Below are 25,317 nucleotides of genomic sequence, written 5' to 3'. Positions count from 1 at the left end.
CAGGAGGACACCACAGTGGCGAAGGCGAAGTTCGAGCGGACGAAGCCGCACGTCAACATCGGCACCATCGGTCACGTCGACCACGGCAAGACCACGCTGACCGCAGCGATCACCAAGGTGCTGGCTGACAAGTACCCGGATCTGAACGCCGCGTTCGCGTTCGATCAGATCGACAAGGCGCCGGAGGAGAAGGCTCGTGGTATCACGATCAACATCTCCCACGTCGAGTACCAGACGGAGAAGCGCCACTACGCGCACGTCGACGCTCCGGGTCACGCTGACTACATCAAGAACATGATCACCGGTGCGGCGCAGATGGACGGTGCCATCCTCGTGGTCGCCGCGACCGACGGCCCGATGCCGCAGACCCGCGAGCACGTGCTGCTCGCCCGTCAGGTCGGCGTGCCCTACATCTTGGTCGCGCTGAACAAGTCGGACATGGTCGACGACGAGGAAATCCTCGAGCTCGTCGAGATGGAGGTCCGCGAACTGCTGGCCGCCCAGGAGTTCGACGAGGACGCGCCGGTCGTGCGCGTCTCCGGCCTGAAGGCGCTCGAGGGCGACCCGAAGTGGACCGAGTCCATCGTTGAGCTGATGAACGCTGTCGACGAGTCGATCCCGGACCCGGTCCGCGACACCGAGAAGCCGTTCCTGATGCCGGTCGAGGACGTGTTCACGATCACCGGTCGTGGCACCGTCGTCACCGGTCGCGTCGAGCGCGGCATCGTCAACGTGAACGAGGAAGTCGAGATCGTCGGCATCAAGCCGACCTCGACCAAGACCACGGTCACCGGTATCGAGATGTTCCGCAAGCTGCTCGACCAGGGCCAGGCCGGCGACAACGTCGGTCTGCTGGTTCGTGGCATCAAGCGCGAAGATGTCGAGCGCGGCCAGGTCATCGTGAAGCCGGGCACCACCACCCCGCACACCGAGTTCGAGGGCCAGGCCTACATCCTGTCCAAGGACGAGGGCGGCCGGCACACGCCGTTCTTCAACAACTACCGTCCCCAGTTCTACTTCCGTACGACTGACGTGACGGGCGTTGTGACCCTCCCCGAGGGCACCGAGATGGTTATGCCGGGCGACAACACCGAAATGTCGGTCGTGCTGATCCAGCCGATCGCCATGGAAGAGGGCCTGCGTTTCGCGATCCGTGAAGGTGGCCGCACCGTCGGCGCCGGTCGCGTCACGAAGATCATCAAGTGATTTCCTGAATCACTGAAACTGAACGGCGCCGCTCCGAAAGGAGCGGCGCCGTTCAGCGTTTCGGGGGGCTAGTCCGCGGGTGCGTTCGTGTCGAATGTGGCCACGCCGAGGGACTTCCAGGCTGCCAATAGGCGGCTGTGGCCGGAGGCGGCCACAGTGTCGGTGTCTTCCATCTGCTCGGCAGAGGCGCAATGGACCGCATCGTATCCGCGCAGCGCTACGCCCTGCCTCGAAGTCCCAAATGCCGCCGTGATGTCCCGTTGGACAAGGACGGCATTCGCGAGTGGGACATGGTGGCGGGTCTACTCGATGGATGCCGCCGTGGTGTCCCGCTGGGCGTGGACGGTGGTTGTGGGTGGGACATGGTGGCGGTCTAGCTGGCCGGCCAGTTCCGTCGTGCGCAATACCGGCGCATTGTCGACCTTGGTTTTGTGCCAGAGTTGTCCAAGAGTCGCAGGCGTGCCGCATATTCCCCGTCGTTGAGACGGGTCGGTCGATGCAGCCGATCATCGGCGTTGGTCACCAATCAGTTCGCTCACCGTGCCGTGGCCTTGGATCGGCTGGGGCGCAGGCTGCTTGCGAGTACGTGCGGGTTGAACCCGCCGTTCTCCCCGGGGCGGCTCCGACCTGGTAAGTCGTCCGTTAGGGACGATTCGAGCGATTGGTTGACCGTGGTCAGTGACAGTCACGGTCCGTCCGGCACGAACCTCTGCCAAGTAACTGCTTAAGCTGTCCCGTAGTTCGCGTACTCCGACCTCCACCGCCGCCTCCTTGTTGTCATATGTCTATAGGTAGCTCTAACCACAATCGGTTCGGCGGTGGGGCGATCAGCAGGTGTAGGTTCGGCCGACTGGGGAGTCGGGGGGTGATTGGGTTTCGCGGAGGCAGCCGAAGGGGACGATGGCGTCGTCGCTCATGTGGACGCCGGTGCGGGTGGTGGGGTTGACGCAGGTGAGGCCGTCGGTGGCGATGCGGCAGGTGTAGTCGCCGAAGGTGAGTTTGCTGTCGTAGGGGAGGGTTTGGCCGTCGCCGTGGATGAAAAGGCCTGGGTCGCCGCGGAATTGGCCTACGGTCAGGGTTTTCGCGGAGTAGTTGACGTAGCCGCCGTCCCAGTTGCCGAAACCCTCGTGCGGCTTGGGGACAGGGGTCTTCAGTTTCACTACACAGTTGAATCCGTCCAGCTGATAGGCGGTTCCGGTGATGCAGCTGATTTTTCCGGAGGGGCTGATGAAGGCGATATCGCTCTTCAGGTCGGCGGCGGCGCCGGTGCCCGTGCTCGCGGAGTGGTAGCGGCTCGGGTCGACCTCGTTGCCCGCTTGGACCCAGGCGATCCGGTCCTTCAATCGGCTTTCCGGGCTGGCCGGTGTCGAGGGCGGCGCGGCCGTGGTCGAGGTCGCCGGTGGTGGGCCGGGGGCGGGCTGTGGTTGGCCCGAGGTGGATTGGGAACAGGCGCTCAGCGCCAAGATCAAGGCAGCGAGTGCCGCGATTCGCATGGCTTCCAGACTAGCCATTGTGGCGCAACATGTTCCGGCCACGGTCGGGCCGGGAGGTGATTCGATGACCTCGGAGGTTATCGCGGAACGTCGGTCGGGTCCGTTAGCGTCGAAATGCGAACAACACCGGATCATCGGAGGAACGTGATGAGCAAGAACCTCGCCGCTGAGCTCGACATCGCCGAGGTGGCGCTGCGGCACGGGCTGCCCTATCTAGCGCTGGGTGCGGGGCGGCCACTGGTGTTCCTGCGCTGGTTCACGCCGGACCACGCGAATCCGAGCGGTTGGATGCGTAATTCGGAGATCAAGATGCTGACGCCGTTGGCGTGGCACTTCCGCGTCTACGCGGTGAATCGGGCGCCGGGGATGCCCGAGGGCACCACGATGGGCGAGATCGCGGCCCAGCACGCGGACGCGTTGCAGGCCGAGTTCGGTGAGCCGGTGGATGTGCTCGGTGTGTCGTCCGGCGGATCGTTGGCGCTGCAGCTGGCGGCGGATCATCCGGGTGCCGTCCGCCGCTTGGTTATCGCCTCGTCCGGCTACCGCTTGGACCCGCTCGCCAAGCAGGCCCAGATCCGCTACGGCGAAGCGGCGTTCGCGGGTCGGCGCGCACTGCATCACCTGGCGCCGATCACCGCCTCGTCGCGGCTGGTCGCCCGGTTGGCCGGTGCGGGCATGTGGCTGATCGACCCGCTGGGCCGTCCGAAGAACCCGGCGGACACCCTCGCCTTCGTCCGCGCCGAAGACGAGTTCGACCTGTCCGACCGCCTCGCCGAGATCACCGCACCGACCCTGGTCCTCGGCGGTGAACGCGACGCGGCCTACAGCACCGAGAACTTCCGCCACACCGCCGACGGTATCCCCAACTCACGCCTGATCGTCTACCCCGGCACCAGCCACATGGGTGTCGTCAAGCACGCTCAGTTCGCTCGCGACGTCAGCGAATTCCTCACCTCCCCAACCCCACTCGCGCCCTGACCGCATTGCCGGCGGGCATGCGGCACTCCCGCTTCCGGACTTACTGCCCGTCGGCGGCCACTCGGCAAGCACACATCAGCTCAACTCCACGGCGTCGGAATCCAATGCCCGGTGCGGTGAGCGCGTCCCGCGACCGCGGCGGCGGCGCGGATGCGTTCGGCAAGCTGCGCAGGGTCATCCAGGTCGCTCCAGGTCCAGCGGACCACCTCCCACCCGAGTGCGCGTAATTGGTCGTCCTGGTCCTGTGCCGCAACCGTCCACTGTGCGGGCAGGCGCGCACCGCTCAATTCACTGCGCTGCTCGCTCTGCCCCTCGAATTCGCCGATCACACCCAATCCGTCGAACAGAAAGTCGACCCGCCCGACACACACCTCATCGTCGGTGAAGACCCGCGCCTGCAATTCCGGCGCGGGCAAACCGCTTTCATGAAAGGCCACCCGGCTCCGCGACTCACCGACGCTCTCACTGCGCCCGTCCAGGAACTCGATGGCCCGAGCGGCCTGCCGAGATCCGCGACGGTGCGCCGCCCGCCGGAGATGCTCGCCCAATGCGTCGGCGGTGGTCAGTCCTTGGCGCAGCGCGCTGTCGCCGCAGACGGCCGCGTGTTCGAAACCTGCCGAGCGCGCGATATCGAAGACCGTCCGCGGCGCGGTGGTCACCCGAACCCCGTTGATCAGGGTGATCTCGTCCGGCGTCAGTTGCGCCGAATGCAGGACCAGCTGCTTCCGGATCCGCCCACCGGCGATTCGGTCGCGCGTGACGTGTGCCCGCTCGAGCGGGAGCGACCAGGTCGGCAAGCCGTGCAGCACCAACGCCGAACAATGGCTCGCGACAGCGTCATCGGACATCGCCTCGCACATCGCGAGCACCAGCATCAGATGGCGGCCCGCCGGGGTGAGCGCCGGCTGCGGCGCGTTCACATAGTGCCCGGCGCGGATCCGCTGCCATTTTCCGGAGCGGCAGAGGCGCTGCAATTGGCTGTCGGACATCCCGGCGACCAAGGCTTGCCTGCGCGAGATCAGTTGCGGTGCGTCCATACCGCGATCCTGACCGAAGCCGACGCCGCGCAATACCCACCATCCGCCGAATGTGGATAACACGCACCCTGTGGATAACTTCGGAGGTCAGCCGAGCTGGGTCATGCCCGCGGCGACCACCCGAGCGACATTCAGCACGTCTTCGGCGGACGGGATGGGCACACCGTCCAGTGCGTGCAATCGGTCGGTGCTCGCGATGGCGAACATGGCCGAGACCCAGGCGGCGGCGCAGGCGCGCAGCGTGCCGGGGCGCACCGGGGCCGGCGCGCTGGCCTGCAATACCCGCGCGGTGACATCCAGCAATTGGTCACGCAGTTGGCGCAATTGGCGCCGGACATCGGGATGGGTGTCGGCCTCGCGCCACATGATCACCCGCAGCACCGAGGAATGGTGATCGCGCAGGTTGAGTGCGGCATCGAGGGCGACCAGGCTGGCGGCCGGATCGCCGGGCGCGACCACGGTGTCGATGTCGTCGATCGGGTGCACCGGCACCCGCTCGTCCATCAGCGCCGACAGGATCGAATCCTTGGTCGGAAAGTAGTAGAAGACAAGGCCTTTGGGCACCTCGGCGGCGCCCGCGATGGCCGCTGTCGCGGTGGCATCGAATCCCTGTGCCGCGAAAAGCTTTTCGGCGGCGTCCAGAATGAGTTGCCGGGCGTCGCCGTCGACTTTCGCGCTGCGCCGCCGCCCGGCCCTCGGTTCCTTGCCCGGTCGCTGAGCCGCGGCTCGGCGACCGGGTTTCGGCATCTGCATCAGTGGTGGGTCGCCGCGCCGTGCAGCCGTCCCGACACCGTCGGCAGCGCCGCTACCGCGACCACCGCCGTCACTACCCCGACTACCCATGCGGTCCAGGATGCGCCGCGGTAATCCGTGAAGTCCATGGCCCATGGGGAAATGAACAGCAACACGCCGAAAAGACCCATCGCGTAGTCGGCGTTGGTGCCGAGCGCGGGCCGGTACATCTGCGTGAGGCCGGTGAGGGCGATCAGCACGCCCAGCACGATCAGCGACCACATCGCTTTGTCGGTGGTCTCCAGCCACAGGGGTGAGAGCGCGGCGAAGATCCCCAGCACTACGGCGAGGAAGTCCTGTGCGCGGCTTTCGGTGAACATGATGTGCCTCCTTGGGCTCAGGAATATGTCCTTCCTTCGGTATAGACCTGATTGACCGCCCGATCAATACCTGAACGGCTACGATTGCACGCCACCGCCGAGTGATCGGGTTCACTCCGGCGCGGAACCAAGCAGACGTTAGGGTGAGCTGCGTGTCACCTTCCGCAACAGACGCCGCGCCGATCGTGATCGTCGGCGCCGGGCTCGCCGGCCTGCGCACCGCCGAGGAACTGCGCCGCGCCGGGTACGAGGGCGGGCTGATCCTGCTCGGCGACGAGTCCCGCCTGCCGTACGACCGGCCGCCGCTGTCCAAGCAGTTCGTCCGCGGTGAAACCGACGACACCACCCTGCGTCCCGGCGAGTTCTTCACCGAGAAGCAGATCGATCTGCGCCTGGATACCGCCGCGACCGGCGTCGACACCACCGCGCGGCAGGTACGTCTGGCCGACGGTTCGACCCTCGGCTACGACCAGCTGATCATCGCCACCGGCCTGCGCCCGCGCCTGCTGCCCGGCCTGCCGGACGCGCAGGGTGTGCACGTGCTGCGCGGTCACGCCGACGCCACCGCGCTGCGCACCGAATTGGCCGAGGCGACAACGGCACTCGTGGTCGGCGCCGGCTTCATCGGCTGCGAGCTCGCGGCCAGCTTCCGCAGCCGCGGCATCGCGGTGGTGCTGGTCGAGCCGCAATCGACCCCGCTCGCCTCGGTCCTCGGCGAACAGGTCGGCGCGCTGGTGGCCAGGCTGCACCGCGACGAAGGCGTCGACCTGCGCTGCGGCACCGGGCTGGACACGCTGCTCGCCGACGACGGCCGGGTGCGCGGCGCCCTCCTCGCCGACGGCTCCGAGGTCGCCGCCGACCTGGTGGTGATCGGCATCGGCTCGCGCCCGGTGACCGAATGGCTCACCGATTCCGGCATCGCCCTCGCCGACCCGGCGGCGGGCGGTGGGGTACTGGCCGACGAGGTGGGCCGCACCTCGGCCGACCGCGTCTGGGCGGTCGGTGACGTCGCGGCCTGGCTGCACGACACCGGCCACCGTAAGCGGGTCGAACACTGGACCAATGCGGGCGAACAGGCCCGTCTGGTGGCCAGCGCAATGCTCGGCGCCGCCCCGCCGACCGCGGCCAGGGTCCCGTACTTCTGGAGTGACCAGTACGAGGTGAAGATTCAGGCGCTCGGCACGCCGACGGCCACCGACGAGGTGCATCTCGTCGTCGACGACGGTCGCAAATTCCTCGCCTACTACGCCCAGGACGGCAAGCTCACCGGTGTGGTCGGTGCGGGCATGACGGCCCAGGTGATGAAGACCAGAGCCAAGATCGCCGCGGGCGCACCGGTGTCGGAACTGCTCACCCCCAGCTGAGTTCGGACGCCGGGAAGTACCCCGGCTGCGTCGCCGGACGGACGATCGGGCTGCTGCCGCGCGGGACCCGGCCGGGCACTGTAATACGGTTGTCTCTGTGATCGTCGCGCTCATCGATTCGGGTCTCGGGCTGCTGCCCACATCCGCTTGGCTGCGCAAGCTGCGGCCGGACGTGGATCTGCTGCTGCAATTGGACCCCGACGGCGCACCATGGGGACCGAAACCCGAGCAGTGGACGATCGACCGCGTGGTCGAGACGGCCCGGACCTCGATCGGGCTCGGCGCGGAAGTGATCGTGATTCCGTGCAATACCGCCAGCGTCACCGCGTTGGAGCATGTGCGGGTGGAGGTCGGGCCGGATGTGCCGGTCATCGGCACCGTGCCCGCGATCAAACCGGCGGCCGCGGTCTGCCGCTCGGTGGCGGTCTGGGCCACCGCCGCGACCACCGCGAGCCGGTATCAGGCGGATCTGATCGCCAAGTTCGGCGGCGACGCCGATGTGGTCGGCGTGGCCTGTCACGGTCTCGCGGACTCGATCGACCGGGGTGACCTGGTCGCGGCGCGCGAATCCATCGCCCGCGCCGTGGAGCAGACCCCCGACGACGTCGAAGGCGTAGTCCTCGGTTGTACCCACTATCCGCTGGTGATCGACTCCATCGTCGCCGCCCTGCCCGACGGGGTCCGGCTCTTCGACAGCGCGCAAGCCGTTGCCGCGCAGACCATCCGGCGGATGGACGCGCTCGGCCGCCCCACACCCGGCAACGGTGCGGTGATCGTGCGCAACAGCGGACGGCCCGGTGCGCTGCCGGCCAGCGCGGCCAGCTTCGAATCCGGCAGAATCCTGGGTGCCCAGGGGTGAACCGCTGCACCCGAAGGAGATTCGCGCGATGACAGAGGTCGCGCCGACCGCCGCGGACGTGCAGGCGGCGCTGGTCGCCGTCGCGAATCCCGCGGACGCGATCCATCTGCAGCGGTTCTTCAAGACCGGGCCGGGGGAGTACGGCGAGGGCGACGTCTTCCTCGGCGTGCGCGTACCGGTGACGCGCGGCATCGCGAAACGCTTTGCGGCACTGTCACTCGACGAGATCGACGTGCTGCTGGACAGTCCTGTGCACGAGGATCGGCTGGCCGGCCTGGTCATCCTCAACGCCCGGTTCGCCAAGGCCGCCAAGCCGAAGACCTTCGATGACGCGGCGCGCGCCGAGATGGTGCGGATTTATCTGGCCGCCGTGCACCGCGGCCGGGTGAACAACTGGGACCTGGTCGACGTGTCCGCCGAGAACATCATCGGCCCTTGGCTATCGGACAAACCCCGCGACCTGCTGTTCGATCTGGCCGGGGCGGATTCGCTGTGGGAGCGCCGGGTTGCTCTGCTGTCGACTTTCGCGTTCATCAAATCCGGCGACGCCACAACAACATTCGAGCTGGCCGAGCGCCTCCTCGACGACCGGCGCGACCTCATCCAGAAGGCGCTCGGCTGGATGCTGCGCGAGGTCGGCAAGCGCATCGATCAGCGGCTGCTGACCGGCTTCCTCGACCAGCATGCGGCCGAATTGGGCCGCACAGCACTGAGTTACGCCACCGAACACCTCGACGCGGAACTGCGCGCGCACTACCGCGCGCAGTAGCAGGGCGTCAGAACTGGATCTTGAGGTGATCCGTCACCGGATGTGCCTGGCAGCCCAGGATGTACCCGTTCTCGATGTCCTCCGGGTCGAGGATCTCGGCGTTGTCCATCTCCACCGCGCCCTCTAGCACGGTGCACGCGCACGAGCCGCACTCGCCCTCCTGGCAGGAGTACGGCACGTCGAGGCCCCTGGCCAGCATGATGTCCACCAGCGTCTGCTTGCGCGGCCACTTCAGCTCGTGCACCTCGCCGTCGAGTTCCACCTCGACCGTCGCCGCACCGGCGGCTTCTTCGTCGGACACCGCGACCGGCGCCTGATCCGCGAACGGATCTCCTGCAAGGGAATTGAACACCTCGGCATGCGTGCGCGAGCGCGGCACGCCGAGCTGCGCGAGCGCGTCGTGCACCCGGTCCATGAACGGCTTGGGCCCGCACATGAACGCCTCGTAGTCCTGATACGGGCCGACCAGGGCGGCCAGTCCCTCGGTGGTCGGCAGCCCCTGCAGATGCTCGAGCCAGTGGATCACGGTGAGCCGCTGCGGATGCTTGTCCGCGAGCTCGCGCAGCTCGTCGGCGAAGATGACCGCGTCGTGGTCGCGATTGGCGTACACCAACACGATTCGGCCGCTGCCCCTGGCGAGCGCCGACTTCAGGATCGACATCACCGGCGTGATGCCGCTGCCCGCGCCGAACAGCAGCAGGTCGGCGTCGAGGTCCTTGGGTGTGAAAACCCCTGAGGGCGGCAGCACTTCGAGCGAGTCGCCGGCTTTGACGTTGTCGCACAGCCAGTTCGAACCGTAGCCTTCCATGGTCCGTTTGACGGTGACCTTCGGCCGGTCGTCGGTGTACGGCGAGCTGGCCAGCGAATAGCAGCGGGCCACTGAGCCGGTCAGCTCACTGGGTATGCGCAGCGTGAGGAACTGGCCGGGCTGGTAGCGGAAGCGTTCGGCCAGTTCGTCCGGAACGTCGAAGACCAGCGAACAGGTATCGGTCGTCTCGGTGATCACCGCGGCTACCCGCAGTACGACCGAACGCGAGCCGTGTGGAACCTCGACTGTGGTCATGTCGTCCTCTCGAACCTGGCAGGGCGCCTGCACAGCGCCAAAACTAGAACGTGTTGCAGTTTTATCGTACGTCGGACTTCGGTTGCCGGACAAGCTGAGCCTCCAGACCGGCGATCAGCACCTCCATGCCGAAGTCGTAGGCGTACTTGCCGCGCAGGTCCGCCATGTATTTGGTGGCACGCTCGACCGCGTCGGGCAGTGCGACGTCCGACAGCGGCGCGCGATCGCGCGGGTTCACCCGGCTGCGGCCGAACAGGTAGGTGTGGATGGTCGCGTACGCGGCGAGCACATTGCGATCGGTGAAGCCGGCCTCGAGCAGGATCTCCATGATCGCCGCGATCAGATCCAGCTGTTTGCCGAGCATCTGCTCGATCAGCACATCGCCGAGGCCGGGGTGCTTGCGCAGCTTGTCGTCGATCTGGTCGATGAGATCGCGCAGCCGGTGTTGCCACGGGCCCGATTCCGGTGGTGGCGTGCGTACTCCGGTCAGCGCGGCGGTGGCGACCAGGTCGAGCAGCTCGCGCTTGTCGGCGACGTAGTAGTACGGCGCCATCGGCGAGACGCCGAGTTCGCGGGACAGTCGCCGCATCGACAACTTCTCCACACCGTCCTCGCGCACCACGCGCAGCGCCGCCTCGACGATCTCGGACTCCGACAGGGTATTGCCGCCTCCGCTCGCCTGCATTCGTCCGACTCCCATGCCACCTCTACCACCGCGGGCGCGGTTCGCCCGTCCGTCCTGTTCAGCTACTTCCCACCCGAAGTCTATGCGCGTCCATCGGACCCGGGTGGGCGGGACGGCCCTCGGCGATGAGCATCCGCGTCGGGCCCGACCAGGCCCGAACACGCACCGGGCAGCCCGGCCGCGCCGAAGTCGATAGGAAGAACCTGTTCCATTTTGTCAGCGAATGACGTTATCGTGTGACGGCGGCTACATCGGTGGCCGCGGTCACGGATCGCTCGCTCGGAGGTAGACATGCCGGAATTCGGATCGAACGGACACGCCGACACCGACCGCTCGGGGCCGGTCGGCACGGTCGAGGCACACGAGGACGCCGCACCGCTGGTCGAGGAGACCCTCATCGAAGAGGTGTCCATCGACGGCATGTGCGGCGTGTACTGAGAGGCGGTCCGACCATGCTCGATCTCGACACCCGATGGCAGCTGCATCCGAGGGTGGCCTTGCGGCCGGAACCGTTCGGCGCGCTGCTCTACCACTTCGGCACCCGCAAGCTCTCCTTCCTGAAGAGCCCGCGGATCGTCGAGATCGTGCGGTCGCTGCCGGAGCACGGCACCGCGCGCACGGCCATGCGGGCGGCGGGCGTCACCGACGCGAATGCCGCGCAGTACGTGAAAGCCCTGACACAGCTGGTCGATTCCGACATGATCGTCGGTGCGACCGCCGATGCCCCGGTGGCGCCCGCCGCCGTGAGCAGGGCTCCGGCATCGTCGACGGCGGGGGTGGTCCCGCCGTCCGACACGGCGGTGCGGCTGGTCGATCGGTTCGAAACCGGCCTGGCCGCACCGATTTGCCTCACCTGGGAGCTGACCTACGCCTGCAACCTGTCCTGCGTGCACTGTCTGTCCTCGTCCGGCCGCCGCGATCCCCGCGAGCTGAGCACCGAGCAGTGCAAGGCGCTGATCGACGAGTTCGAGCGCATGCAGATCTTCTACGTGAACATCGGCGGCGGCGAACCGACGGTGCGCCCGGACTTCTGGGAGCTGGTCGATTACGCGACGGCACACCATGTCGGAGTGAAGTTCTCCACCAACGGGGTTCGGATCACCCCGGAGGTCGCTGCCAGGTTGGCCGCGAGTGACTATGTCGACGTACAGATTTCGCTGGACGGTGCCGACGCGGCGGTGAACGACGCGGTGCGCGGGCCCGGTTCCTACGACATGGCCATCCGTGCGCTGGAAAACCTTGCGGCAGCGGGTTTCCGGGACGCCAAGCTGTCCGTCGTGGCGACCAGGCACAACATCGGTCAGCTCGACGAGTTCCGGGCGATCGCCGAAAAGTACGGCGCCACCTTACGTTTGACCAGGCTGCGGCCGTCCGGCCGCGGCGCGGACGTGTGGGACGACCTGCATCCGACCCAGGAGCAGCAGCGGGTGCTCTACGACTGGCTGGTGCGCAACGGCGAGGGCGTGCTCACCGGCGACTCGTTCTTCCACCTGTCCGCGTTCGGCGAGGCGCTGCCCGGTTTGAACATGTGCGGCGCGGGCCGGGTGGTCTGCCTGGTCGACCCGCTCGGTGACGTGTACGCCTGCCCGTTCGCCATCCACGACCGGTTCCACGCCGGAAATGTGGTGTCGGACGGCGGTTTTCGCACGGTCTGGCACGACTCGGCGTTGTTCGCCGAACTTCGTGAGCCGAGCGGTGGCGGCGCCTGCGCGTCGTGCGGCCACTACGACTCGTGCCGCGGCGGCTGTATGGCGGCCAAGTTCTTCACCGGCCTGCCCGCCGACGGGCCCGACCCGGAGTGCGTCCAGGGCTACGGCGAGGCGGCGCTGGCCGACCCGGCGCGGCTGATCCCGCGCTCGTCGGTCGACCACTCCCGGCGGGTGACGCCGCGGGCCGGTGCGCGCACATCCGCGCCGGTGCCGTTGACGCTGTCCGTGACGCGCCCGAGCGTATTTCCACCTGAACGCCGACCCGCGCGGGCCTGCGACGAGAACCCGCTCGCCTGAGGTGATGGGAGTAGCCAATCGGATGCTGCCCGCTGTCCGGCGGGCGGATTCCGGTCGCGACCGGCCGATTGCCGTTGCGTTGCCGGATGCTGGATTCGGCGGCGGCTCGGCGCTTCGTCGTCTGCCGCAACACGTGTCAGGGGGCCGAACGGCCCTGTTTGATGCGGAATTCTGTCCTTTTAACCGGACTGATGATGCTCGCGCGCGAATCTCCGCCTAGCATGCCAGGAATGCGCCATGATCGCCTGCCCGACGGATTCGGGGTGCGGATTGATCCACGGGTACGCGCATACTCCGGAGGCCGGGTACTGATCGGCGGTTCGCCCGCTCGGTTGCTGCGACTTGCCCCGGAGGCCGCCGAGATGATCGGCGACGGGTACCTCGAGGTGACCGGCCCGAAGTCCGCGACCGTTGCCAGACGGCTGCTCGACTCCGGGGTCGCCAACCCGCGTCCCCGCCTGCTGCCGTCCCCCGAGGACGTCACCGTCATCGTGCCGCTGCACAACAACGCCGACGGACTCGCCAGGCTGCTCGCCGCGCTGCGCGGGCACAACGTCATCGTGGTCGACGACGGTTCGGACCAGCCGGTGCAGATCCCGCGCGATCGGGGCACCCGCTGCCGGGTGACCGTACTGCGCCACGACGAGAAGCAGGGGCCCGCCGCCGCGCGCAATGCCGGATTGAAGGCCGCGACAACCGACTTCGTCGCGTTTCTCGACTCCGACGTGGTGCCGCGCAGCGGTTGGCTGGAGGTGATGCTCGGGCACTTCAGCGATCCGGAGGTGGCGCTGGTCGCCCCGAGGATCGTCGCGCTGGACCCGGAGTCCAATGCCCTCGCCCGCTACGAGCACACCCGCTCCTCGTTGGATCTGGGTAGGCGGGAAGCCGCGGTGCAGTCGCACGGCCTGATCTCCTACGTGCCCAGCGCCGCACTGCTGGTGCGCCGTCGGGCGCTGCTGGCGCAGGACGGCTTCGACGAGTCGATGCTGGTCGCCGAGGACGTCGACCTGTGCTGGCGGCTCGAGCAGGCCGGCTGGCGGCTGCGCTATGAGCCCGCCGCCCACGTCGCGCACGACCACCGGGTGTCCTTCCGGGCCTGGTTCGGCCGAAAGATGTTCTACGGCACGGGCGCAGCGCCGTTGGGTGAGCGCCACCCGGGCATGGTCTCGCCGCTGTCGCTGCCCTCTTGGACGATGGTGGCGGCGTTCCTGTTCGCCACGCTGTCGAAGTGGGGACTGATCGGCGGGCTGCTCACGTTGCTCACGGCGCTGGTCCGACTACGCCGGGTCTTCGCGGAACTGGACAACCCGACCAGGATCGCCGCGATCTACCTGTCCCGTGGTTTCTTCGCCGGTCTGTGGCGGCTGGCCTCGGCGATGTGCAGGCACTACTGGCCGGTGACGCTGCTGGCGATGCTGGCGTCGAAGCGGATTCGGCGCATCGCTATCACCATGGCGGTCGCGGACGGGCTCGCGGACTGGTTCACCCATCGCGACGCCGGTGGCCTCGACCCGGTGCGGTACGTGGCCTACAAGCGGCTCGACGACATCGCCTACGGCACCGGCCTGTGGGTGGGTGCCTTCCGTGCGCGCAGCCCGGAATCGCTGAAACCCACTGCGCCGTCGCACTGATCGGCGATCGGGCGCGGACACACTGATCGGACAGGGCTCGGATGACCGACACGCTCATCGTCGGGGGCGGTACCGCGGGCTGTGTGCTCGCGGCGCGGCTGAGTGCGGACCCGGAGCACACCGTCCGGCTGCTCGAAGCCGGGTCGGTCGGGCTCGCGCCGGAGGGATTTCCCGCGGCGCTGCTCGATGCCACCCGCCTGCCGATCGGCGCGGACGCGGCGTGGTTGTGGCGTTACCCGGTGACCCTCGCCGACGATGGTGCCGCAGTCATGGGAGATATCGTGCGCGGCAAGATATTCGGTGGCTCGGGCGCGGTCAACGGCAGCTACTTCGTGCGGGCCACCGCGGCGGACTTCGCGGCATGGAGCAGGGTGCTCGGGTCGTCGACGGCCTGGTCGTTCGACGCGGTGCTGCCCGCGTACCGCCGCTCCGAGCGTGACCTCGACTTCGGCGACCAGCCCTGGCACGGCCGGTCCGGGCCTATTCCGGTGCGCCGCAACAAGAACCCGGTGCCACTCAGCGAGCACTTCGCCACTGCCTGTGCGGCACTGGGGTTTCCGGAGATACCCGACCTGAACGGACCGGCGGGTGCCACCGCTGGGCTCGGCCGGGTGCCGTGCAGTACCGACGACGGCAAGCGGGTCAGCACCGCGTCCGCCTACCTGCTGCCCGCGCTGGGCAGACCGAACCTCACCGTGCAGGCCGCTACGTCGGTGCTGCGCCTGCGCTTTCACGGCACCCGTGCGGTCGGCGTCGACGTGTGGCACGACGGCCGGGCCGACACCCTCTGGGCGGACCACATCGTGCTCAGCGCCGGCGCGATCGAATCCGCCACGCTGCTGCTGCGTTCGGGCATCGGCAACTCCGAACAGCTGCGGGCACTCGATATCCCGGTCGTGCACGCCGCCCCCGTCGGCGCCTGGTTCACCGACCATCCCGAGATCGGTCTCGAATACCGAGCAGGGCCGGCCGAGCGGGCCACCGTCCCGCTGGAATACGTGCTGGAACTGGACGACATCGAGATCCGGCCGTACACGGTTGCTTTCACGCCCGGCGCACAGCGCCTCGGCATCGCGCTCATGCGCCCGAGTTCCGCGGGGGTGCTGCGGCTGCGGTCGGCCGATCCCGCGGTACCTCCGGTGATCGAGCATCGGTATCTCTCCGCCGAGCACGATCGGACCAGGCTGCGTGCCGCCGTCGGGACCGCCACGGAGGTGCTGCACGAGATGTCGGCGACACCGCGCACCGAACCGATGCCGCAGCAGCCGGCGACCGCGGCGGCGTGGTTGCACGCGAATCTGGGTACCTCGCAACATCTCTCCGGGACCTGCCGGATGGGGCCGGCCGGCGACGAGCGCGCGGTGGTGGACGAGTCCGGCCGGGTGCACGGCGTAGCCGGCTTGACGGTGGCCGATCTCGCCGTCGTGCCGGTGCCGCTGAGCCGCGGCCCGCAGGCCACGGCGGTGCTGATCGCGGAACACCTCGCCGATGATCTCCGCCGATCCGGCGGCGGTCGAACGTCACAAAGTCTTTAACGGAAAATCGTCCAGCTTATTGATCCAACGCCTAATGTTCGCAATGCACGAGTCACTTCCGTGCGAGGTAGCTGGCAGCCGGGCGCGTTGCGCAGCGGCAGTGAAGTTGGAGGAACGTTGTCGACCGCCATCGTTTCGCCATATGGGCAGCCTCTGGTGCACCATACGGAGTTGTGCGGGTTCAGCGCGCGGCCCCGGCGCCTCCCCAGACCGCAGCGCCGAGTGAGCTGTATCTGTCGGGGGTACAGCTCGCTCAGCGGCGGCCCGGTGCGCTGGAAGATCGCTCGCCCCGCCCGAATTCCGGCAATCGGTGTCGAATCGCCCGACTTGTCGGTGTGCGCCAGTACCCTGGTGGAGGGCGTGACCGAGTTCGATCCGCAGCTCGCGATCATCGACGGCCGACCGGTCACTACAGACTTCGTCGGTGCCGGACACAGGGAAGGTCCGGCACCGACGGGGATTCCGGTGCACCGTGCTCGCCCAGTCCCCGATCCGCACGGCGCATCCGCCGTCGGGGTTGCCACCGAGGCCTCGCGCCGCCTTCGTCGTCGTGAGTTCGGCCACACCATCTTTCGCGTAACCCGGCACCTGCGCCGTGCGCTGCCGGGTTCGACGCCGTCGACCGCTGCGTCCACACGCGGCGCGCACAGGCCGAATCGCAGGCCCCCTTCGGGGTATCGGCACCGCACAGACCCCCCAAACCTGACCCAACCAGGAAAAAGGAAACCCGATGAACAACCCTTTCGACGACGATGGCGCCCAGTTCTACGTACTGATCAACGACGACGGCGAGCACTCGCTCTGGCCGATCTTCGCGGCCGTCCCGGGCGGCTGGACCATCGCCTACGGTGCCGCCGCCCGTAAAGCCTGTCTGCACTACGTCGAAACGCACTGGCTCGATATGCGTCCCAAATCACTCATCGAGGCCTCGGCCAACGAAAGTTCCTGAGCGCCCACCGAACCCCGAAACCACCCGTATAGGCGGGGAGCGCCGGTCAACATCCCCCCTGCAGACCGGCGCGCCCCGCCCCCTACTCGTACTTCGCTGCGCCCCAGTGCATCATGGACGTATGACGAATCAACGGTTCACCCCCAGCCTGCCGGAGACGTTGATCGAAGCGGCCCATCGCTGGGAGGCCGGTCGCCCGACTCCCGCGCAGACCCAACAGATCAGCGGCTGGCTGGATGCGATCATGCACCGCCGCCGCCGGCAGGACGCCGCGAAGTCCTAGCGCCGCACCGACGCCCGGCGGCGGTCCGCACCGATAAGCGGATCGAATGGTGCGGGCGTCGAACGGCGGTCGGCTAGGCCTTCGTGCGCGCTGACTCGATGATCGAGCGAGCCTGCTGGCGCCACTCGGTGACCGCGCGCCCGCGAAAGTCGGTGAGCGCGGTATCGAACTTCCCGGCGCGCTTGGTGACGGTCAACCCGATATAGGTGTTGTTGCCGGTGATCGCTTGTGTCGCAACGGAACACGCTTCATCGACCTCGCCTGCGCTCAGCAACGCGGTGGCATGCTCGAACCGGACGAGGGCGGGCTCCATTGTTTCCTGTGGGTCGTACAGGGCGAGCGCATGGGCCGCGGCCTTTGCGGTTTCGGCGGCACGGCCGAGATTGGAGTAGCCGATCGCCTGATAGAAGGCCAGTTTTTCCGGGCGGTAAGAAAAGATGCCGACCGTAAGCTCTTCTTGGCCAACATTTTCCAATGCGCGACCGGATTTCTCGATACACCGGACAAACTGGACGGCATTTCCGAGGCTGGCATGGGCGCGGGCCGCCATTCCCCACAGCCAAGCGGCCGCCGGGCCGTGGGCCGGATTTTCTTCGAGACGGCCGCCGAGCAAGTTCAAGACTTCCTTCGGCTTGTCACTATACGTCGGTAAATATGCGAGACCGGCCAGCGCGATATCCTCCGAATAACGATCACCGATGTCCTGCGCGGCGTGGATCGCGGTGCCGTACCAGAGTCGCGCTTGCCCGAAATGTCCTTCGTTGAACAGGATTTCGCCGACGACGTTGGCCAGCCTGCCCGCGGTGCGCACCAGCCGCACCTGATGGTGGGTGGCCTGGCGCTGCGCGAGAGTGCCACGGACGGTACGGAATTGCTCGAGTGTGGTGTGTAGCAGCTCGTGCGGCGGCACCTGGACCACTCGTTTGCCGAGCGCCTCGGCCGACTGCTCCAGCAGGCCGAGTCGTCGTTCGCTGATCGATCCGGCGTCCAGGGTGGCCAGCATTTTCTCCGGTTCGGCCGCGACCAGGTCGGCGGCCTTGCCGGTCAGGCCGACCCCGATGCAGGCCAATAACTCTCGCCTTCTCACGTCGTCATCCTCGACTTCCTTGTCGAGCCCGATGTCCCTACCGAGCTGGGTTTCCGTATCGGGCGCCGGGGGGCCGGCTTCGATGTCGAAGCCGGCCCCCCGGCCCGCGGTGACGGCCCGCTCGAATCGTGCGACGACGACCGGATCGGCTTCTGACACGACCCGGTCGAGCAGACGTTGGCTTGCGGCATGCATCCGGGTTGTCCGGCCGTTTTCCCACAAGACCACGGTGCGCGGGGTGACGCCCACCAGACGCGCGAATTCGTACCGACTTCGCCGCATCGCGGCGCGAAGCGCACGGACATCCTCGCCCGTCCAGTCGATCTCAACCATAGGTCCCGCTTCCTCGCACCAGGCTGATACAAACGGAAACTACCCGCATTTACCGCATTCGGGACTGTTATCCACCGAATCGCAACGTGCACGCTGAATCTGCACCCGGCGCCGGGGTTCTGCCCAAACCCGTACCAGGGCGCCGGAATTCCAGAATCCGCCGCATGGTCCCGACACGGCCCGATCCATCCGTGTCGCGCGTGATTCCGGGGGCGCCTTTCGGTGCCGGGTGCACTGACGTTTACGCAGAGGTGAACTATGGACGTATTGCACTCGGATGTGCGGGAATTGTGGCTGGTGCAGAGTCGCGACTGCGCACAGGATCCGGTGGACCTCAGCTACGAACGAGCGCGGTTCATCCTCACCGTGCACGGCGGCCACGGTGCCCGCTGTCACCAATACCTCGCCGCCTCGGCCTGCTGTTTCCGCCGGGCGGCCGAGAAGTGAAGCAAGGCGGGCCCGGCCGAAGCCGGGCCCGCCTCCAGTCGGGAGGGTTCAGGCGGCCGCGGACAGCGCCTCGAACTCCTTGTCGGTCAGCGTGATGCGCGCGGCGTCGGCGTTCTCCTCGAGGTGCGCGATGCTGGAGGTGCCCGGAATCGGCAGCACCACCGGCGAGCGGCGCAGCAGCCAGGCGAGCGCGAGCTGGGCGGGGGTCGCGCCGTTTTCCTTGGCGATCGCGTCGAGCGGGCCGCCCGGCCTGGCGAGTTCGCCGGTGGCGATGGGGAACCAGGGGATGAACGCGATGTTCTCCTGCTCCGCGTACTCGAGCACATCCTCGTCGGCGCGGTTGGCCAGGTTGTACAGGTTCTGCACCGAGACGATGGTGGCGATCTCGCGGGCTTGCCGCAGCTCCTCGACGCTCACCTGGGAGACGCCGATGTGCCGAATCTTGCCCTCCTGCTGCAGCAGGACCAGCTCGCCGAGCTGGTCGGCCAGCGGCACCTGCGGGTCGATGCGGTGCAACTGGTAGAGATCGATCTGCTCGACGCCGAGGTTGCGCAGGCTCAGTTCGGTCTGCTGGCGCAGGTATTCGGGCCTGCCGACCGGACGCCAGTCGCCCGGGCCGCCCCGGGTCAGCCCGCCCTTGGTGGCGATCACCAGGTCATCGGCGTAGGGGTGCAAGGCCTTACGGATGAGCTGTTCGCTGACGAACGGGCCGTAGGAGTCGGCCGTGTCGATGAAGGTGACGCCGAGCTCGACGGCCCGTCGCAGCACCCGGACCGCCTCGTCGGGATCCTTGGGGTCACCCCAGACGCCGGGGCCGGTCAGCTGCATGGCCCCGTAACCGAGCCGGTGGACGGGTAGGTCACCGCCGAGCGCGAAGGTGCCGGATGCCGCGGCGGGCCGCGCGTGCAGGTTGGTGCTCATGGGTTCGGTTCCTTCCGAAGGGGGAATTGCGCGAGAGCGGGCGAGCCGGTGTGACGTCGGCACGGCGACGTCGCTACTGGCAGCAACGTTGTCGCCGCCCCGGCGATTCCCCCTGCGGGGTCGTTTCGCGAGCAGCGAAACGTCAGCCGAGCGCCCGCAGCAGTTCCTGCGCCACCGCCGCGGACGAGGCCGGGTTCTGCCCGGTGATCAGGTTACGGTCGACCACGACCTGCGGCGCCCACGGCTCGCCCTCGCGGAAGTCCGCGCCCAGTTCGACGAGCCGATCCTGCAGCAGCCACTTGGCCTTGTCGGCCAGGCCGCCCTGGCGCTCCTCCGCGTTGGTGAAGCCGGTGAGCCGGTAGCCCGCGAAGGGATTGCTGCCGTCGGCGCCGACGGCGGCGAGCAGCGCGGCAGGGCCGTGGCACACCACCGCGAGCGGTTTGCCGGATGCCAAGGTGGCGGTAAGGAGTTCGCCCGACTCGGCGTTCACCGCGAGATCCTCCATCGGGCCGTGGCCGCCGGGATAGAAGACGGCGGCGTAGTCGGCGAGGTCTACTTCGGACAACTTGACGGGATGCTTCAGTTCCGCACTCGCGGCGAGCACCTCAGCCCGTTTGCCGGCACCCTCCTGGCCGCCGTTGAATTCGGGCGCCAGGCTTCCCTGGTCGACCGGCGGCACGACTCCGCCGGGGGTGGCGACGACGATCTCGTGGCCCGCCGCCTTGGCCGCCTCGTACGGCACGGCGAACTCCTCGGCCCAGAAGCCGGTCGGGTGCGGGGTGCCGTCGGCAAGTGTCCAGGTGTCGGCACCGGTCAGTACGAACAGTATTTTCGCCATACGGTCGACAGTACGAGCGTCTCCGTAGACTGGCCAATGGGAACGCCGATATCAGACATCGGAATTCTGATGGGCTCGGTGCTGCCTCATCCTTGTAGGGGAGGGGAGATCCGGGGGATCTCGGGGTCTGTCCCCGATGTGGGCGAGGGCGTCCGATCCTTAGCGTTCAGGTATGCGCTGTGCACCGATCATCGTCGCCCTCTCCGCGGTTGCCCTGCTTGCCGGGTGTACGTCGGAGTCGAAGCCCGAGAACGCGTCCGGTGGGGTGCCGGACACCAAGATTCGCGCCGTGCAGGCCGATATCGATGGCATTGTCGCGTCGGGGGTCACCGGGGCGATCGCCACCGTCACCGATAACGGCACGACGGTCGTACTCACCAGCGGTGTCGCCGATATCGACACCGGCGCGAAGATTCCCACCGAGCCTGCCCAGCACGTCCGGGTGGGCAGCATCTCGAAAACCTTTACCAGCGCGATCGTTCTGCAGCTCGTCGCGGAGGGCAAGGTGCGGCTGGACGAGTCGGTCGACACGTATCTGCCCGGGCTACTGCGCGGGGAGGGGATCGACGGGCGGGTGATCACCGTGCGTCAGGTGCTGCGCCATCAGAGCGGGTTACCGGAGGTGGCCGCGGATCCGCGCGTCGACGAGTATCGCGCGGCCGTGGAGAACCGCATCATGACACCCACCGAGGGCATGGCGATCGCGCTACAGCGGCCTGCCGATTTCGCGCCGGGGACCCGGTACGAATACAGCAACACCAACTACTACGTCGCCGCCATGCTCGTCGAAAAAGTCACCGGCGCACCGTATGTCGACGAGCTGAACCGGCGTATTCTGCAGCCGCACGGGCTGGCCGACACGTATCTGCCCGCGGCGGGTGATCGCGAGATCCGCAGTCCGCATCCCAAAGGCTATGGGGTGGTGGACGGCAAGGTGACCGATGTGTCGCGCATCGAACCGTCGGTACCGTGGGCGGCCGGGGGGCTGATCTCCACGGGTGCCGACTTGAATCGCTTCTATTCGGCGCTGGTCGCCGGTCGGGTGGTCCCCGAGGCTCAGCTGCGCGAGATGCGCGACGGCGTGCTGATGGACGCGGAAACCCAGATGCACTATGGACTCGGCTTGGGCAGCGTCAAATTATCTTGTGGTGCAGAGTATTTCGGACACTCGGGTGGGATCTACGGGTTCGTCAGCCTGTCTGGTGCGACACCGCAGGGGCGCGCGGTGACCTACACCTTCACCAAGGATCCGGATGCGATGCCCGATCTGGTCGGCCTGCTGGGCCACGCGCTCTGCCCGTAATCGTTTGTGCGGATCGAGGGGTCTCCGCCGTCCGGGCAGTTCGCTCGGACGGCGGAGTCATGCGCTGCCGGCGTTCAGACGAGATTGCGCTGCTTGCGGATTCGACGCCGCACATCCGCGAGCAACGTGTACGTGCCGCCGTGCCGGAGGAAGCGTGGGATGAATCGGTTCACGAAGGCGACGAACACGAACAGATGCTCGAAGCGCCGCTGATCGGTGGCCGTCCATGGCACCTGGAGCTGTTCGCGGAAGATCGGCGCGAGGAAGCCGATCGTGAGGAACTTCAACAGGTTTCGGAACGGTAGCCGCAGATACCAGTGGATCATCCGCAGCTCCAGTAGATCGTTCAGATAGGCGCGCACGTACTCGTCGATGGCGACCTGTTCGCAGGCCTCGTTCCAGTACCGGTCGAAGTCCGCGCGGGTGGCGGGCCACATGTCCTCGGTCACCTGCAAGGTGGTGCCGAGCGTCGACGACGACACATAGAACGCCTCGGCCTGCTCGTCGCTCATCCGGCCTTGCAGCAGTTGATAGGTGTCCTCGAAGCCGATGTACAGGCAAGCGGCGACCCACAATTGGAGATTCCGGTCGAAGGCGTTGTACCTCACCGGTGCGCCGGGCGCCGAATGTACTTGCCGGTGCGCGACATTCACCGCCTCCCGGTAGGCGAGGCGCTCGTCTTCGGTGCCGAGAATGGCGACCGCCAGATACTGCGTCGTGGTGCGGGCCCGCTTCCACGGATGGTGCATCAGCGAGCCGGACTCGACCTTGCTCTCCGCGACGCCGTACCCCACACCCGGGCGCGCCAGTTGCATCACCACATTGGCCGCGGCGCCCGCGAAGGACCAGAAATCCAGCGCGTCGGAGAGTTTGATCGCCCGCTTGGTGGTCGGCCGGTGCGTGGCGCCGATCCGGATCCGAGTGCGTTCCTTGGACAGCGGGACGGCGGCGTATTCGGAGGAGTGAGCGGCGGTCATGGGAGTCCTTTCGGGTCCGGAATCGACTCCGCGTGGCGTAACAACCTGTGAACTGTTGATAACTTAAGCCGAGCGGGCTCAGCGCGTCAACGGGTTGCACTGCATGGGGAAAGTCTGGTGTGTACCGCAATGAATCTACGCCAAAGCCTTCCGTTAAGTTCGGAATCGTGCGTAACATACGGGCCCATACCGGACCGTGTGGCGTCCGGCACGGATCCAACGGTGGATCCCTTGTGGGTCCTGCCGTGGGCGGCCGGTCACGTCGACCGGCACGCGAAAGGACACGCATGCTCAAGAGGCTGGATCGGATATTCAGCTACGAGATGAAGGTCTCGGAGTTCCTGGGGACGCTGATCATCCTCGGCATCCCGTACGGCCTGATCGGCGTGGTCTGGACGCTGACCCACACCAGCCACCTGCGCGGTATGCACGGCATCGACGTGGTCGTCTCGTTCCTGGGTTCGATCGTGTGCTGGCCCGTGCTCATCTTCTCGAATGTGTGCATGACCTGATGATGATGCTGGTCTGGCTGATCGACGTCCTGGTGATCGGCGTGCAGGTGCTCGCGGGGCACACGCGGGTCAATCCGGTGCTGCGGTTCGGGTTGTGGTTGGTCGTGCTGAGCGCCGTTGTGGCCGGCGCAGCCGCTCTCGGGTTGCTGTTCGTGCTGCTGCAGCGGCAGTTGAGCGGGACCGCGTGAGAGGCAGCGATCGATGACCAGCACCCAACGGCCGCCGGGCCGCACGGATCTCGAGCAAGCCGTCGACGACCTCAGGGGTCTGTGGCAGCGGCACCCCCAGCGGTCGCTGGAGACGCTGGGCAGGCAGGTGACGCTGGGTCGCGACGCCGTGCTGGAGATGTTCCGCGCACTGCTCACACGTCGATTCCCGTTCCAGGAATTCATCAAACAGTGTGCGTTCATGTCGAGTGTGTCGGCGGCACCGACGGTGTTCGTCGCGATACCCGTCGCGGTGGTGGTCTCGATCCAGATCGGCGCCCTGGTGAGTCAAGTCGGCGCGACCACCTTCATCGGTGCGGTCAGCGGGCTCGGCATCATTCGCCAGGGCGCGCCGCTGGTCACCTCGCTGATGATCGCCGGTGCGGTCGGCTCGGCCATCTGCGCCGATCTCGGCTCCCGCACGATCAGGGAGGAGATCGACGCGATGAAGGTGATGGGCGTCGATCCGATCCGCAGGCTGGTCGCGCCGCGGCTCGCGGCGGCGGTGCTGGTGAGCATGCTGCTGTGCGGCTTCGTGGTCTTCGTCGGCTTCGCCACCGGCTACCTGTTCAACGTGTATGCCCAGGCCGGCACGCCGGGCTCGTTCATCAGCAGCTTTTCCTCCTTCGCGGTGGCGAACGACATGATCGTCGCGTTGCTGAAGGCCGCCATCTTCGGCGCGCTCACCGCGATCATCGCCTGCGACATCGGCCTGCACACCCGGGGCGGACCGGGCGGCGTCGCCAACTCGGTGAACGCGGCGGTGGTCAACTCGGCGCTGATGCTGTTCGCCACCAACATCATCATCACCCAGGTGTACAACACGCTGTTCCCGGCGAAGGTGATCTGAGATGGGTTCGCGCTATACGCCGCCGGCGTTGCAGCCGTTCCGGGTGGTCGGCGAGTTCGCGCGCGGACCGATGCGCGCCAACCGGCGCCTCGGCCATCAGGCCATCACCTTCGTCGCGGCGATCGCGGCAATTCCGTTCACGCTCGAGCACTATCGCAAAGAGGTGCTGCGGCTCACCGCGGACGTCGGCTGGGGCAACGGCTCGCTGGTCGTCGGCGGCGGCACCGTCGGCGTCGTCATCATCCTGTGCGGATTCGGCGGGATCACCGTCGGCATGGAGTCCTACACGGCGCTGAACCTGCTGACCATGAACCCGCTGACCGGTGCCATCTCCGGGTTCGCCACCACCCGCGAGATCGGGCCGATCCTGGCGACGCTGGCCTTCGCCATCCAGGCGGGCTGCCGATTCACCGCGCAGTTGGGCGCGATGCGGATCTCCGAGGAGATCGATGCGCTGGAATCCATTGCCATCCGCCCGCTCCCGTACCTGATCACAACCAGGATGATCGCGGCCACCTTGACCATCGTCCCGCTCTACAGCGTGGGGCTGGCGGTGGCGTACCTGATGACCAAGCTGTCGGTGCTGTTTCTCGGCGGCACCTCGGCAGGCACCTACGACCACTACTTCTTCCAATTCCTCAACGGCGCCGACGTCTTCTTCTCGGTGCTCAAAGTGATGGTGTTCGTGCTCATTTCGACGTTCCTGCAGTGCTACTACGGATATGTCGCCACCGGCGGTCCGGAAGGCGTCGGCCATGCGGCCGGGCGCGCGATCAAGATGGTGATCGTCGTCATGGTGTTCGCGAATCTGTTTCTCACGCTGGCGATCTGGGGCATCGACCCCGGTATCCGGATCTCGGGATAGGGGCCGCG

Annotated in this window: 28 protein-coding genes and 1 pseudogene; 18 read left to right on the top strand and 11 right to left on the bottom strand. The window is 67.3% G+C overall.

Annotation, left to right across the window (positions count from 1 at the left end; translation table 11 throughout):
• Positions 1 to 15: 15 nt before the first annotated feature.
• Positions 16 to 1,206 (top strand): elongation factor Tu, encoded by a 1,191-nt coding sequence (gene tuf, locus IBX18_RS00815; RefSeq protein WP_107659457.1) that lies wholly within the window; start codon positions 16 to 18, stop codon positions 1,204 to 1,206.
• A 191-nt stretch (positions 1,207 to 1,397) separates the two neighbouring features.
• Positions 1,398 to 1,583, top strand: coding sequence for a hypothetical protein (locus IBX18_RS00810; protein WP_194831906.1), 186 nt, complete (start codon positions 1,398 to 1,400; stop codon positions 1,581 to 1,583).
• Positions 1,584 to 1,712: 129 nt separating this feature from the next.
• Here the strand turns inward: IBX18_RS00810 and IBX18_RS00805 are convergent, their stop codons facing one another.
• Positions 1,713 to 1,967 carry a type II toxin-antitoxin system Phd/YefM family antitoxin gene (locus IBX18_RS00805; RefSeq protein ID WP_194831905.1) on the bottom strand — a complete coding sequence of 85 codons (255 nt, stop codon included), beginning with the start codon at positions 1,965 to 1,967 and terminating at the stop codon, positions 1,713 to 1,715.
• Between the two features lie 66 nt (positions 1,968 to 2,033).
• The gene (locus IBX18_RS00800) at positions 2,034 to 2,699 is read right to left on the bottom strand and encodes a hypothetical protein (protein ID WP_194831904.1); all 666 of its coding nucleotides are present in this window, start codon (positions 2,697 to 2,699) and stop codon (positions 2,034 to 2,036) included.
• Between the two features lie 147 nt (positions 2,700 to 2,846).
• On the opposite strand from IBX18_RS00800, the gene IBX18_RS00795 reads away from it, so the two are divergent.
• Positions 2,847 to 3,677, top strand: a complete 831-nt coding sequence (locus IBX18_RS00795) for an alpha/beta fold hydrolase (RefSeq protein ID WP_194831903.1) — start codon at positions 2,847 to 2,849, stop codon at positions 3,675 to 3,677.
• 80 nt (positions 3,678 to 3,757) lie between these two features.
• Here the strand turns inward: IBX18_RS00795 and IBX18_RS00790 are convergent, their stop codons facing one another.
• The 3 genes from IBX18_RS00790 to IBX18_RS00780 form a co-directional block, all read right to left on the bottom strand.
• Positions 3,758 to 4,714 (bottom strand): type IV toxin-antitoxin system AbiEi family antitoxin domain-containing protein, encoded by a 957-nt coding sequence (locus IBX18_RS00790; protein WP_194831902.1) that lies wholly within the window; start codon positions 4,712 to 4,714, stop codon positions 3,758 to 3,760.
• 87 nt (positions 4,715 to 4,801) lie between these two features.
• Entirely contained in the window at positions 4,802 to 5,467 is a 666-nt protein-coding gene (locus IBX18_RS00785; protein WP_194831901.1) for a TetR/AcrR family transcriptional regulator, read from the bottom strand.
• Entirely contained in the window at positions 5,467 to 5,826 is a 360-nt protein-coding gene (locus IBX18_RS00780; protein WP_147140594.1) for an SPW repeat protein, read from the bottom strand. Before IBX18_RS00780 ends, IBX18_RS00785 begins: the two co-directional genes overlap by 1 nt.
• Before the next feature lie 152 nt (positions 5,827 to 5,978).
• Between IBX18_RS00780 and IBX18_RS00775 the strand changes: the two genes are divergently transcribed.
• The 3 genes from IBX18_RS00775 to IBX18_RS00765 all read left to right on the top strand — a co-directional run bounded on the left by IBX18_RS00775 (position 5,979) and on the right by IBX18_RS00765 (position 8,818).
• A complete protein-coding gene (locus IBX18_RS00775) occupies positions 5,979 to 7,190 on the top strand; it encodes an FAD-dependent oxidoreductase (protein WP_306796081.1) in 1,212 nt (403 codons plus the stop codon).
• Between the two features lie 97 nt (positions 7,191 to 7,287).
• Positions 7,288 to 8,049: a glutamate racemase gene (locus IBX18_RS00770; protein WP_107659449.1), complete on the top strand. Its 762-nt coding sequence runs from the start codon at positions 7,288 to 7,290 to the stop codon at positions 8,047 to 8,049.
• Between the two features lie 28 nt (positions 8,050 to 8,077).
• Entirely contained in the window at positions 8,078 to 8,818 is a 741-nt protein-coding gene (locus IBX18_RS00765) for a DNA alkylation repair protein (RefSeq protein WP_194831900.1), read from the top strand.
• Between the two features lie 7 nt (positions 8,819 to 8,825).
• Here IBX18_RS00765 and IBX18_RS00760 read toward each other — a convergent pair whose 3' ends face one another.
• Together IBX18_RS00760 and mftR2 are read right to left on the bottom strand one after the other, a co-directional pair.
• Complete coding sequence (locus tag IBX18_RS00760; protein ID WP_194831899.1) at positions 8,826 to 9,881, bottom strand: ferredoxin--NADP reductase; 1,056 nt, start codon at positions 9,879 to 9,881, stop codon at positions 8,826 to 8,828.
• Positions 9,882 to 9,942: 61 nt separating this feature from the next.
• Positions 9,943 to 10,581 (bottom strand): mycofactocin system transcriptional regulator MftR2, encoded by a 639-nt coding sequence (mftR2, locus tag IBX18_RS00755; protein WP_228540241.1) that lies wholly within the window; start codon positions 10,579 to 10,581, stop codon positions 9,943 to 9,945.
• Positions 10,582 to 10,941: 360 nt separating this feature from the next.
• Between mftR2 and mftA the strand changes: the two are divergent.
• The 6 genes and pseudogenes from mftA to IBX18_RS00725 form a co-directional block, all read left to right on the top strand.
• Positions 10,942 to 11,004, top strand: a pseudogene (gene mftA, locus IBX18_RS43005) (mycofactocin precursor MftA); the annotation flags it as partial.
• Positions 11,005 to 11,018: 14 nt separating this feature from the next.
• Positions 11,019 to 12,572, top strand: coding sequence for a mycofactocin radical SAM maturase (mftC, locus tag IBX18_RS00745; RefSeq protein ID WP_194831898.1), 1,554 nt, complete (start codon positions 11,019 to 11,021; stop codon positions 12,570 to 12,572).
• Between the two features lie 230 nt (positions 12,573 to 12,802).
• Positions 12,803 to 14,203 (top strand): mycofactocin biosynthesis glycosyltransferase MftF, encoded by a 1,401-nt coding sequence (gene mftF, locus IBX18_RS00740; protein ID WP_194831897.1) that lies wholly within the window; start codon positions 12,803 to 12,805, stop codon positions 14,201 to 14,203.
• A gap of 41 nt (positions 14,204 to 14,244) precedes the next feature.
• On the top strand, positions 14,245 to 15,738 hold the full coding sequence (gene mftG, locus IBX18_RS00735) for a mycofactocin system GMC family oxidoreductase MftG (protein ID WP_194831896.1): 1,494 nt from the start codon (positions 14,245 to 14,247) through the stop codon (positions 15,736 to 15,738).
• Positions 15,739 to 16,468: 730 nt separating this feature from the next.
• The gene (locus tag IBX18_RS00730; protein WP_107659443.1) at positions 16,469 to 16,687 is read left to right on the top strand and encodes an MbtH family protein; all 219 of its coding nucleotides are present in this window, start codon (positions 16,469 to 16,471) and stop codon (positions 16,685 to 16,687) included.
• A gap of 121 nt (positions 16,688 to 16,808) precedes the next feature.
• Positions 16,809 to 16,970: a hypothetical protein gene (locus tag IBX18_RS00725; protein WP_194831895.1), complete on the top strand. Its 162-nt coding sequence runs from the start codon at positions 16,809 to 16,811 to the stop codon at positions 16,968 to 16,970.
• A 73-nt stretch (positions 16,971 to 17,043) separates the two neighbouring features.
• Here the strand turns inward: IBX18_RS00725 and IBX18_RS00720 are convergent, their stop codons facing one another.
• Positions 17,044 to 18,390, bottom strand: coding sequence for a DNA-binding transcriptional regulator (locus tag IBX18_RS00720; RefSeq protein WP_194831894.1), 1,347 nt, complete (start codon positions 18,388 to 18,390; stop codon positions 17,044 to 17,046).
• A gap of 258 nt (positions 18,391 to 18,648) precedes the next feature.
• Here IBX18_RS00720 and IBX18_RS00715 point away from each other — a divergent pair, with 258 nt between their 5' ends.
• Positions 18,649 to 18,837 (top strand): hypothetical protein, encoded by a 189-nt coding sequence (locus IBX18_RS00715; RefSeq protein ID WP_107659441.1) that lies wholly within the window; start codon positions 18,649 to 18,651, stop codon positions 18,835 to 18,837.
• Positions 18,838 to 18,885: 48 nt separating this feature from the next.
• Here IBX18_RS00715 and IBX18_RS00710 read toward each other — a convergent pair whose 3' ends face one another.
• A complete protein-coding gene (locus IBX18_RS00710; protein WP_194831893.1) occupies positions 18,886 to 19,758 on the bottom strand; it encodes an aldo/keto reductase in 873 nt (290 codons plus the stop codon).
• Positions 19,759 to 19,900: 142 nt separating this feature from the next.
• Positions 19,901 to 20,596, bottom strand: a complete 696-nt coding sequence (locus tag IBX18_RS00705) for a type 1 glutamine amidotransferase domain-containing protein (protein WP_194831892.1) — start codon at positions 20,594 to 20,596, stop codon at positions 19,901 to 19,903.
• Between the two features lie 172 nt (positions 20,597 to 20,768).
• On the opposite strand from IBX18_RS00705, the gene IBX18_RS00700 reads away from it, so the two are divergent.
• Positions 20,769 to 21,899 (top strand): serine hydrolase, encoded by a 1,131-nt coding sequence (locus tag IBX18_RS00700; RefSeq protein WP_194831891.1) that lies wholly within the window; start codon positions 20,769 to 20,771, stop codon positions 21,897 to 21,899.
• Between the two features lie 74 nt (positions 21,900 to 21,973).
• Here IBX18_RS00700 and IBX18_RS00695 read toward each other — a convergent pair whose 3' ends face one another.
• Entirely contained in the window at positions 21,974 to 22,876 is a 903-nt protein-coding gene (locus tag IBX18_RS00695) for an oxygenase MpaB family protein (RefSeq protein ID WP_194831890.1), read from the bottom strand.
• A 287-nt stretch (positions 22,877 to 23,163) separates the two neighbouring features.
• Here IBX18_RS00695 and IBX18_RS00690 point away from each other — a divergent pair, with 287 nt between their 5' ends.
• The 4 genes from IBX18_RS00690 to IBX18_RS00675 are packed head-to-tail and all read left to right on the top strand — an operon-like array spanning position 23,164 to position 25,309.
• Positions 23,164 to 23,388 (top strand): hypothetical protein, encoded by a 225-nt coding sequence (locus IBX18_RS00690; RefSeq protein WP_194831889.1) that lies wholly within the window; start codon positions 23,164 to 23,166, stop codon positions 23,386 to 23,388.
• Positions 23,388 to 23,576 carry a hypothetical protein gene (locus tag IBX18_RS00685; RefSeq protein ID WP_194832673.1) on the top strand — a complete coding sequence of 63 codons (189 nt, stop codon included), beginning with the start codon at positions 23,388 to 23,390 and terminating at the stop codon, positions 23,574 to 23,576. The genes IBX18_RS00690 and IBX18_RS00685 overlap by 1 nt, the downstream gene beginning before the upstream one ends.
• 13 nt (positions 23,577 to 23,589) lie before the next feature.
• The gene (locus IBX18_RS00680; RefSeq protein WP_107659435.1) at positions 23,590 to 24,444 is read left to right on the top strand and encodes an ABC transporter permease; all 855 of its coding nucleotides are present in this window, start codon (positions 23,590 to 23,592) and stop codon (positions 24,442 to 24,444) included.
• 1 nt (position 24,445) lies between these two features.
• Positions 24,446 to 25,309 carry an ABC transporter permease gene (locus tag IBX18_RS00675; protein ID WP_194831888.1) on the top strand — a complete coding sequence of 288 codons (864 nt, stop codon included), beginning with the start codon at positions 24,446 to 24,448 and terminating at the stop codon, positions 25,307 to 25,309.
• Positions 25,310 to 25,317 lie beyond the last annotated feature (8 nt).

This window comes from Nocardia sp. XZ_19_369 (genome assembly GCF_015355715.1).
Classification (GTDB): Bacteria; Actinomycetota; Actinomycetes; order Mycobacteriales; family Mycobacteriaceae; genus Nocardia.
This window is presented reverse-complemented; position numbering and strand designations above follow the sequence as displayed.

Excerpts from the sequence above, each read along its gene's own strand:
- mftG (WP_194831896.1), top strand. The coding sequence starts at position 14,245 with ATGACCGACACGCTCATCGTCGGGGGCGGTACCGCGGGCTGTGTGCTC.
- IBX18_RS00690 (WP_194831889.1), top strand. The coding sequence starts at position 23,164 with ATGCTCAAGAGGCTGGATCGGATATTCAGCTACGAGATGAAGGTCTCG.
- mftF (WP_194831897.1), top strand. The coding sequence starts at position 12,803 with ATGCGCCATGATCGCCTGCCCGACGGATTCGGGGTGCGGATTGATCCA.
- IBX18_RS00715 (WP_107659441.1), top strand. The coding sequence starts at position 18,649 with ATGGACGTATTGCACTCGGATGTGCGGGAATTGTGGCTGGTGCAGAGT.
- IBX18_RS00720 (WP_194831894.1), bottom strand. The coding sequence starts at position 18,390 with ATGGTTGAGATCGACTGGACGGGCGAGGATGTCCGTGCGCTTCGCGCC.
- IBX18_RS00800 (WP_194831904.1), bottom strand. The coding sequence starts at position 2,699 with ATGCGAATCGCGGCACTCGCTGCCTTGATCTTGGCGCTGAGCGCCTGT.
- IBX18_RS00795 (WP_194831903.1), top strand. The coding sequence starts at position 2,847 with ATGAGCAAGAACCTCGCCGCTGAGCTCGACATCGCCGAGGTGGCGCTG.
- IBX18_RS00765 (WP_194831900.1), top strand. The coding sequence starts at position 8,078 with ATGACAGAGGTCGCGCCGACCGCCGCGGACGTGCAGGCGGCGCTGGTC.
- IBX18_RS00700 (WP_194831891.1), top strand. The coding sequence starts at position 20,769 with ATGCGCTGTGCACCGATCATCGTCGCCCTCTCCGCGGTTGCCCTGCTT.
- IBX18_RS00685 (WP_194832673.1), top strand. The coding sequence starts at position 23,388 with ATGATGATGCTGGTCTGGCTGATCGACGTCCTGGTGATCGGCGTGCAG.
- IBX18_RS00710 (WP_194831893.1), bottom strand. The coding sequence starts at position 19,758 with ATGAGCACCAACCTGCACGCGCGGCCCGCCGCGGCATCCGGCACCTTC.
- IBX18_RS00705 (WP_194831892.1), bottom strand. The coding sequence starts at position 20,596 with ATGGCGAAAATACTGTTCGTACTGACCGGTGCCGACACCTGGACACTT.
- IBX18_RS00760 (WP_194831899.1), bottom strand. The coding sequence starts at position 9,881 with ATGACCACAGTCGAGGTTCCACACGGCTCGCGTTCGGTCGTACTGCGG.
- mftC (WP_194831898.1), top strand. The coding sequence starts at position 11,019 with ATGCTCGATCTCGACACCCGATGGCAGCTGCATCCGAGGGTGGCCTTG.
- IBX18_RS00730 (WP_107659443.1), top strand. The coding sequence starts at position 16,469 with ATGAACAACCCTTTCGACGACGATGGCGCCCAGTTCTACGTACTGATC.
- IBX18_RS00695 (WP_194831890.1), bottom strand. The coding sequence starts at position 22,876 with ATGACCGCCGCTCACTCCTCCGAATACGCCGCCGTCCCGCTGTCCAAG.
- IBX18_RS00785 (WP_194831901.1), bottom strand. The coding sequence starts at position 5,467 with ATGCAGATGCCGAAACCCGGTCGCCGAGCCGCGGCTCAGCGACCGGGC.
- IBX18_RS00780 (WP_147140594.1), bottom strand. The coding sequence starts at position 5,826 with ATGTTCACCGAAAGCCGCGCACAGGACTTCCTCGCCGTAGTGCTGGGG.
- IBX18_RS00790 (WP_194831902.1), bottom strand. The coding sequence starts at position 4,714 with ATGGACGCACCGCAACTGATCTCGCGCAGGCAAGCCTTGGTCGCCGGG.
- IBX18_RS00675 (WP_194831888.1), top strand. The coding sequence starts at position 24,446 with ATGGGTTCGCGCTATACGCCGCCGGCGTTGCAGCCGTTCCGGGTGGTC.
- mftR2 (WP_228540241.1), bottom strand. The coding sequence starts at position 10,581 with ATGGGAGTCGGACGAATGCAGGCGAGCGGAGGCGGCAATACCCTGTCG.
- IBX18_RS00680 (WP_107659435.1), top strand. The coding sequence starts at position 23,590 with ATGACCAGCACCCAACGGCCGCCGGGCCGCACGGATCTCGAGCAAGCC.
- IBX18_RS00725 (WP_194831895.1), top strand. The coding sequence starts at position 16,809 with ATGACGAATCAACGGTTCACCCCCAGCCTGCCGGAGACGTTGATCGAA.
- IBX18_RS00810 (WP_194831906.1), top strand. The coding sequence starts at position 1,398 with ATGGACCGCATCGTATCCGCGCAGCGCTACGCCCTGCCTCGAAGTCCC.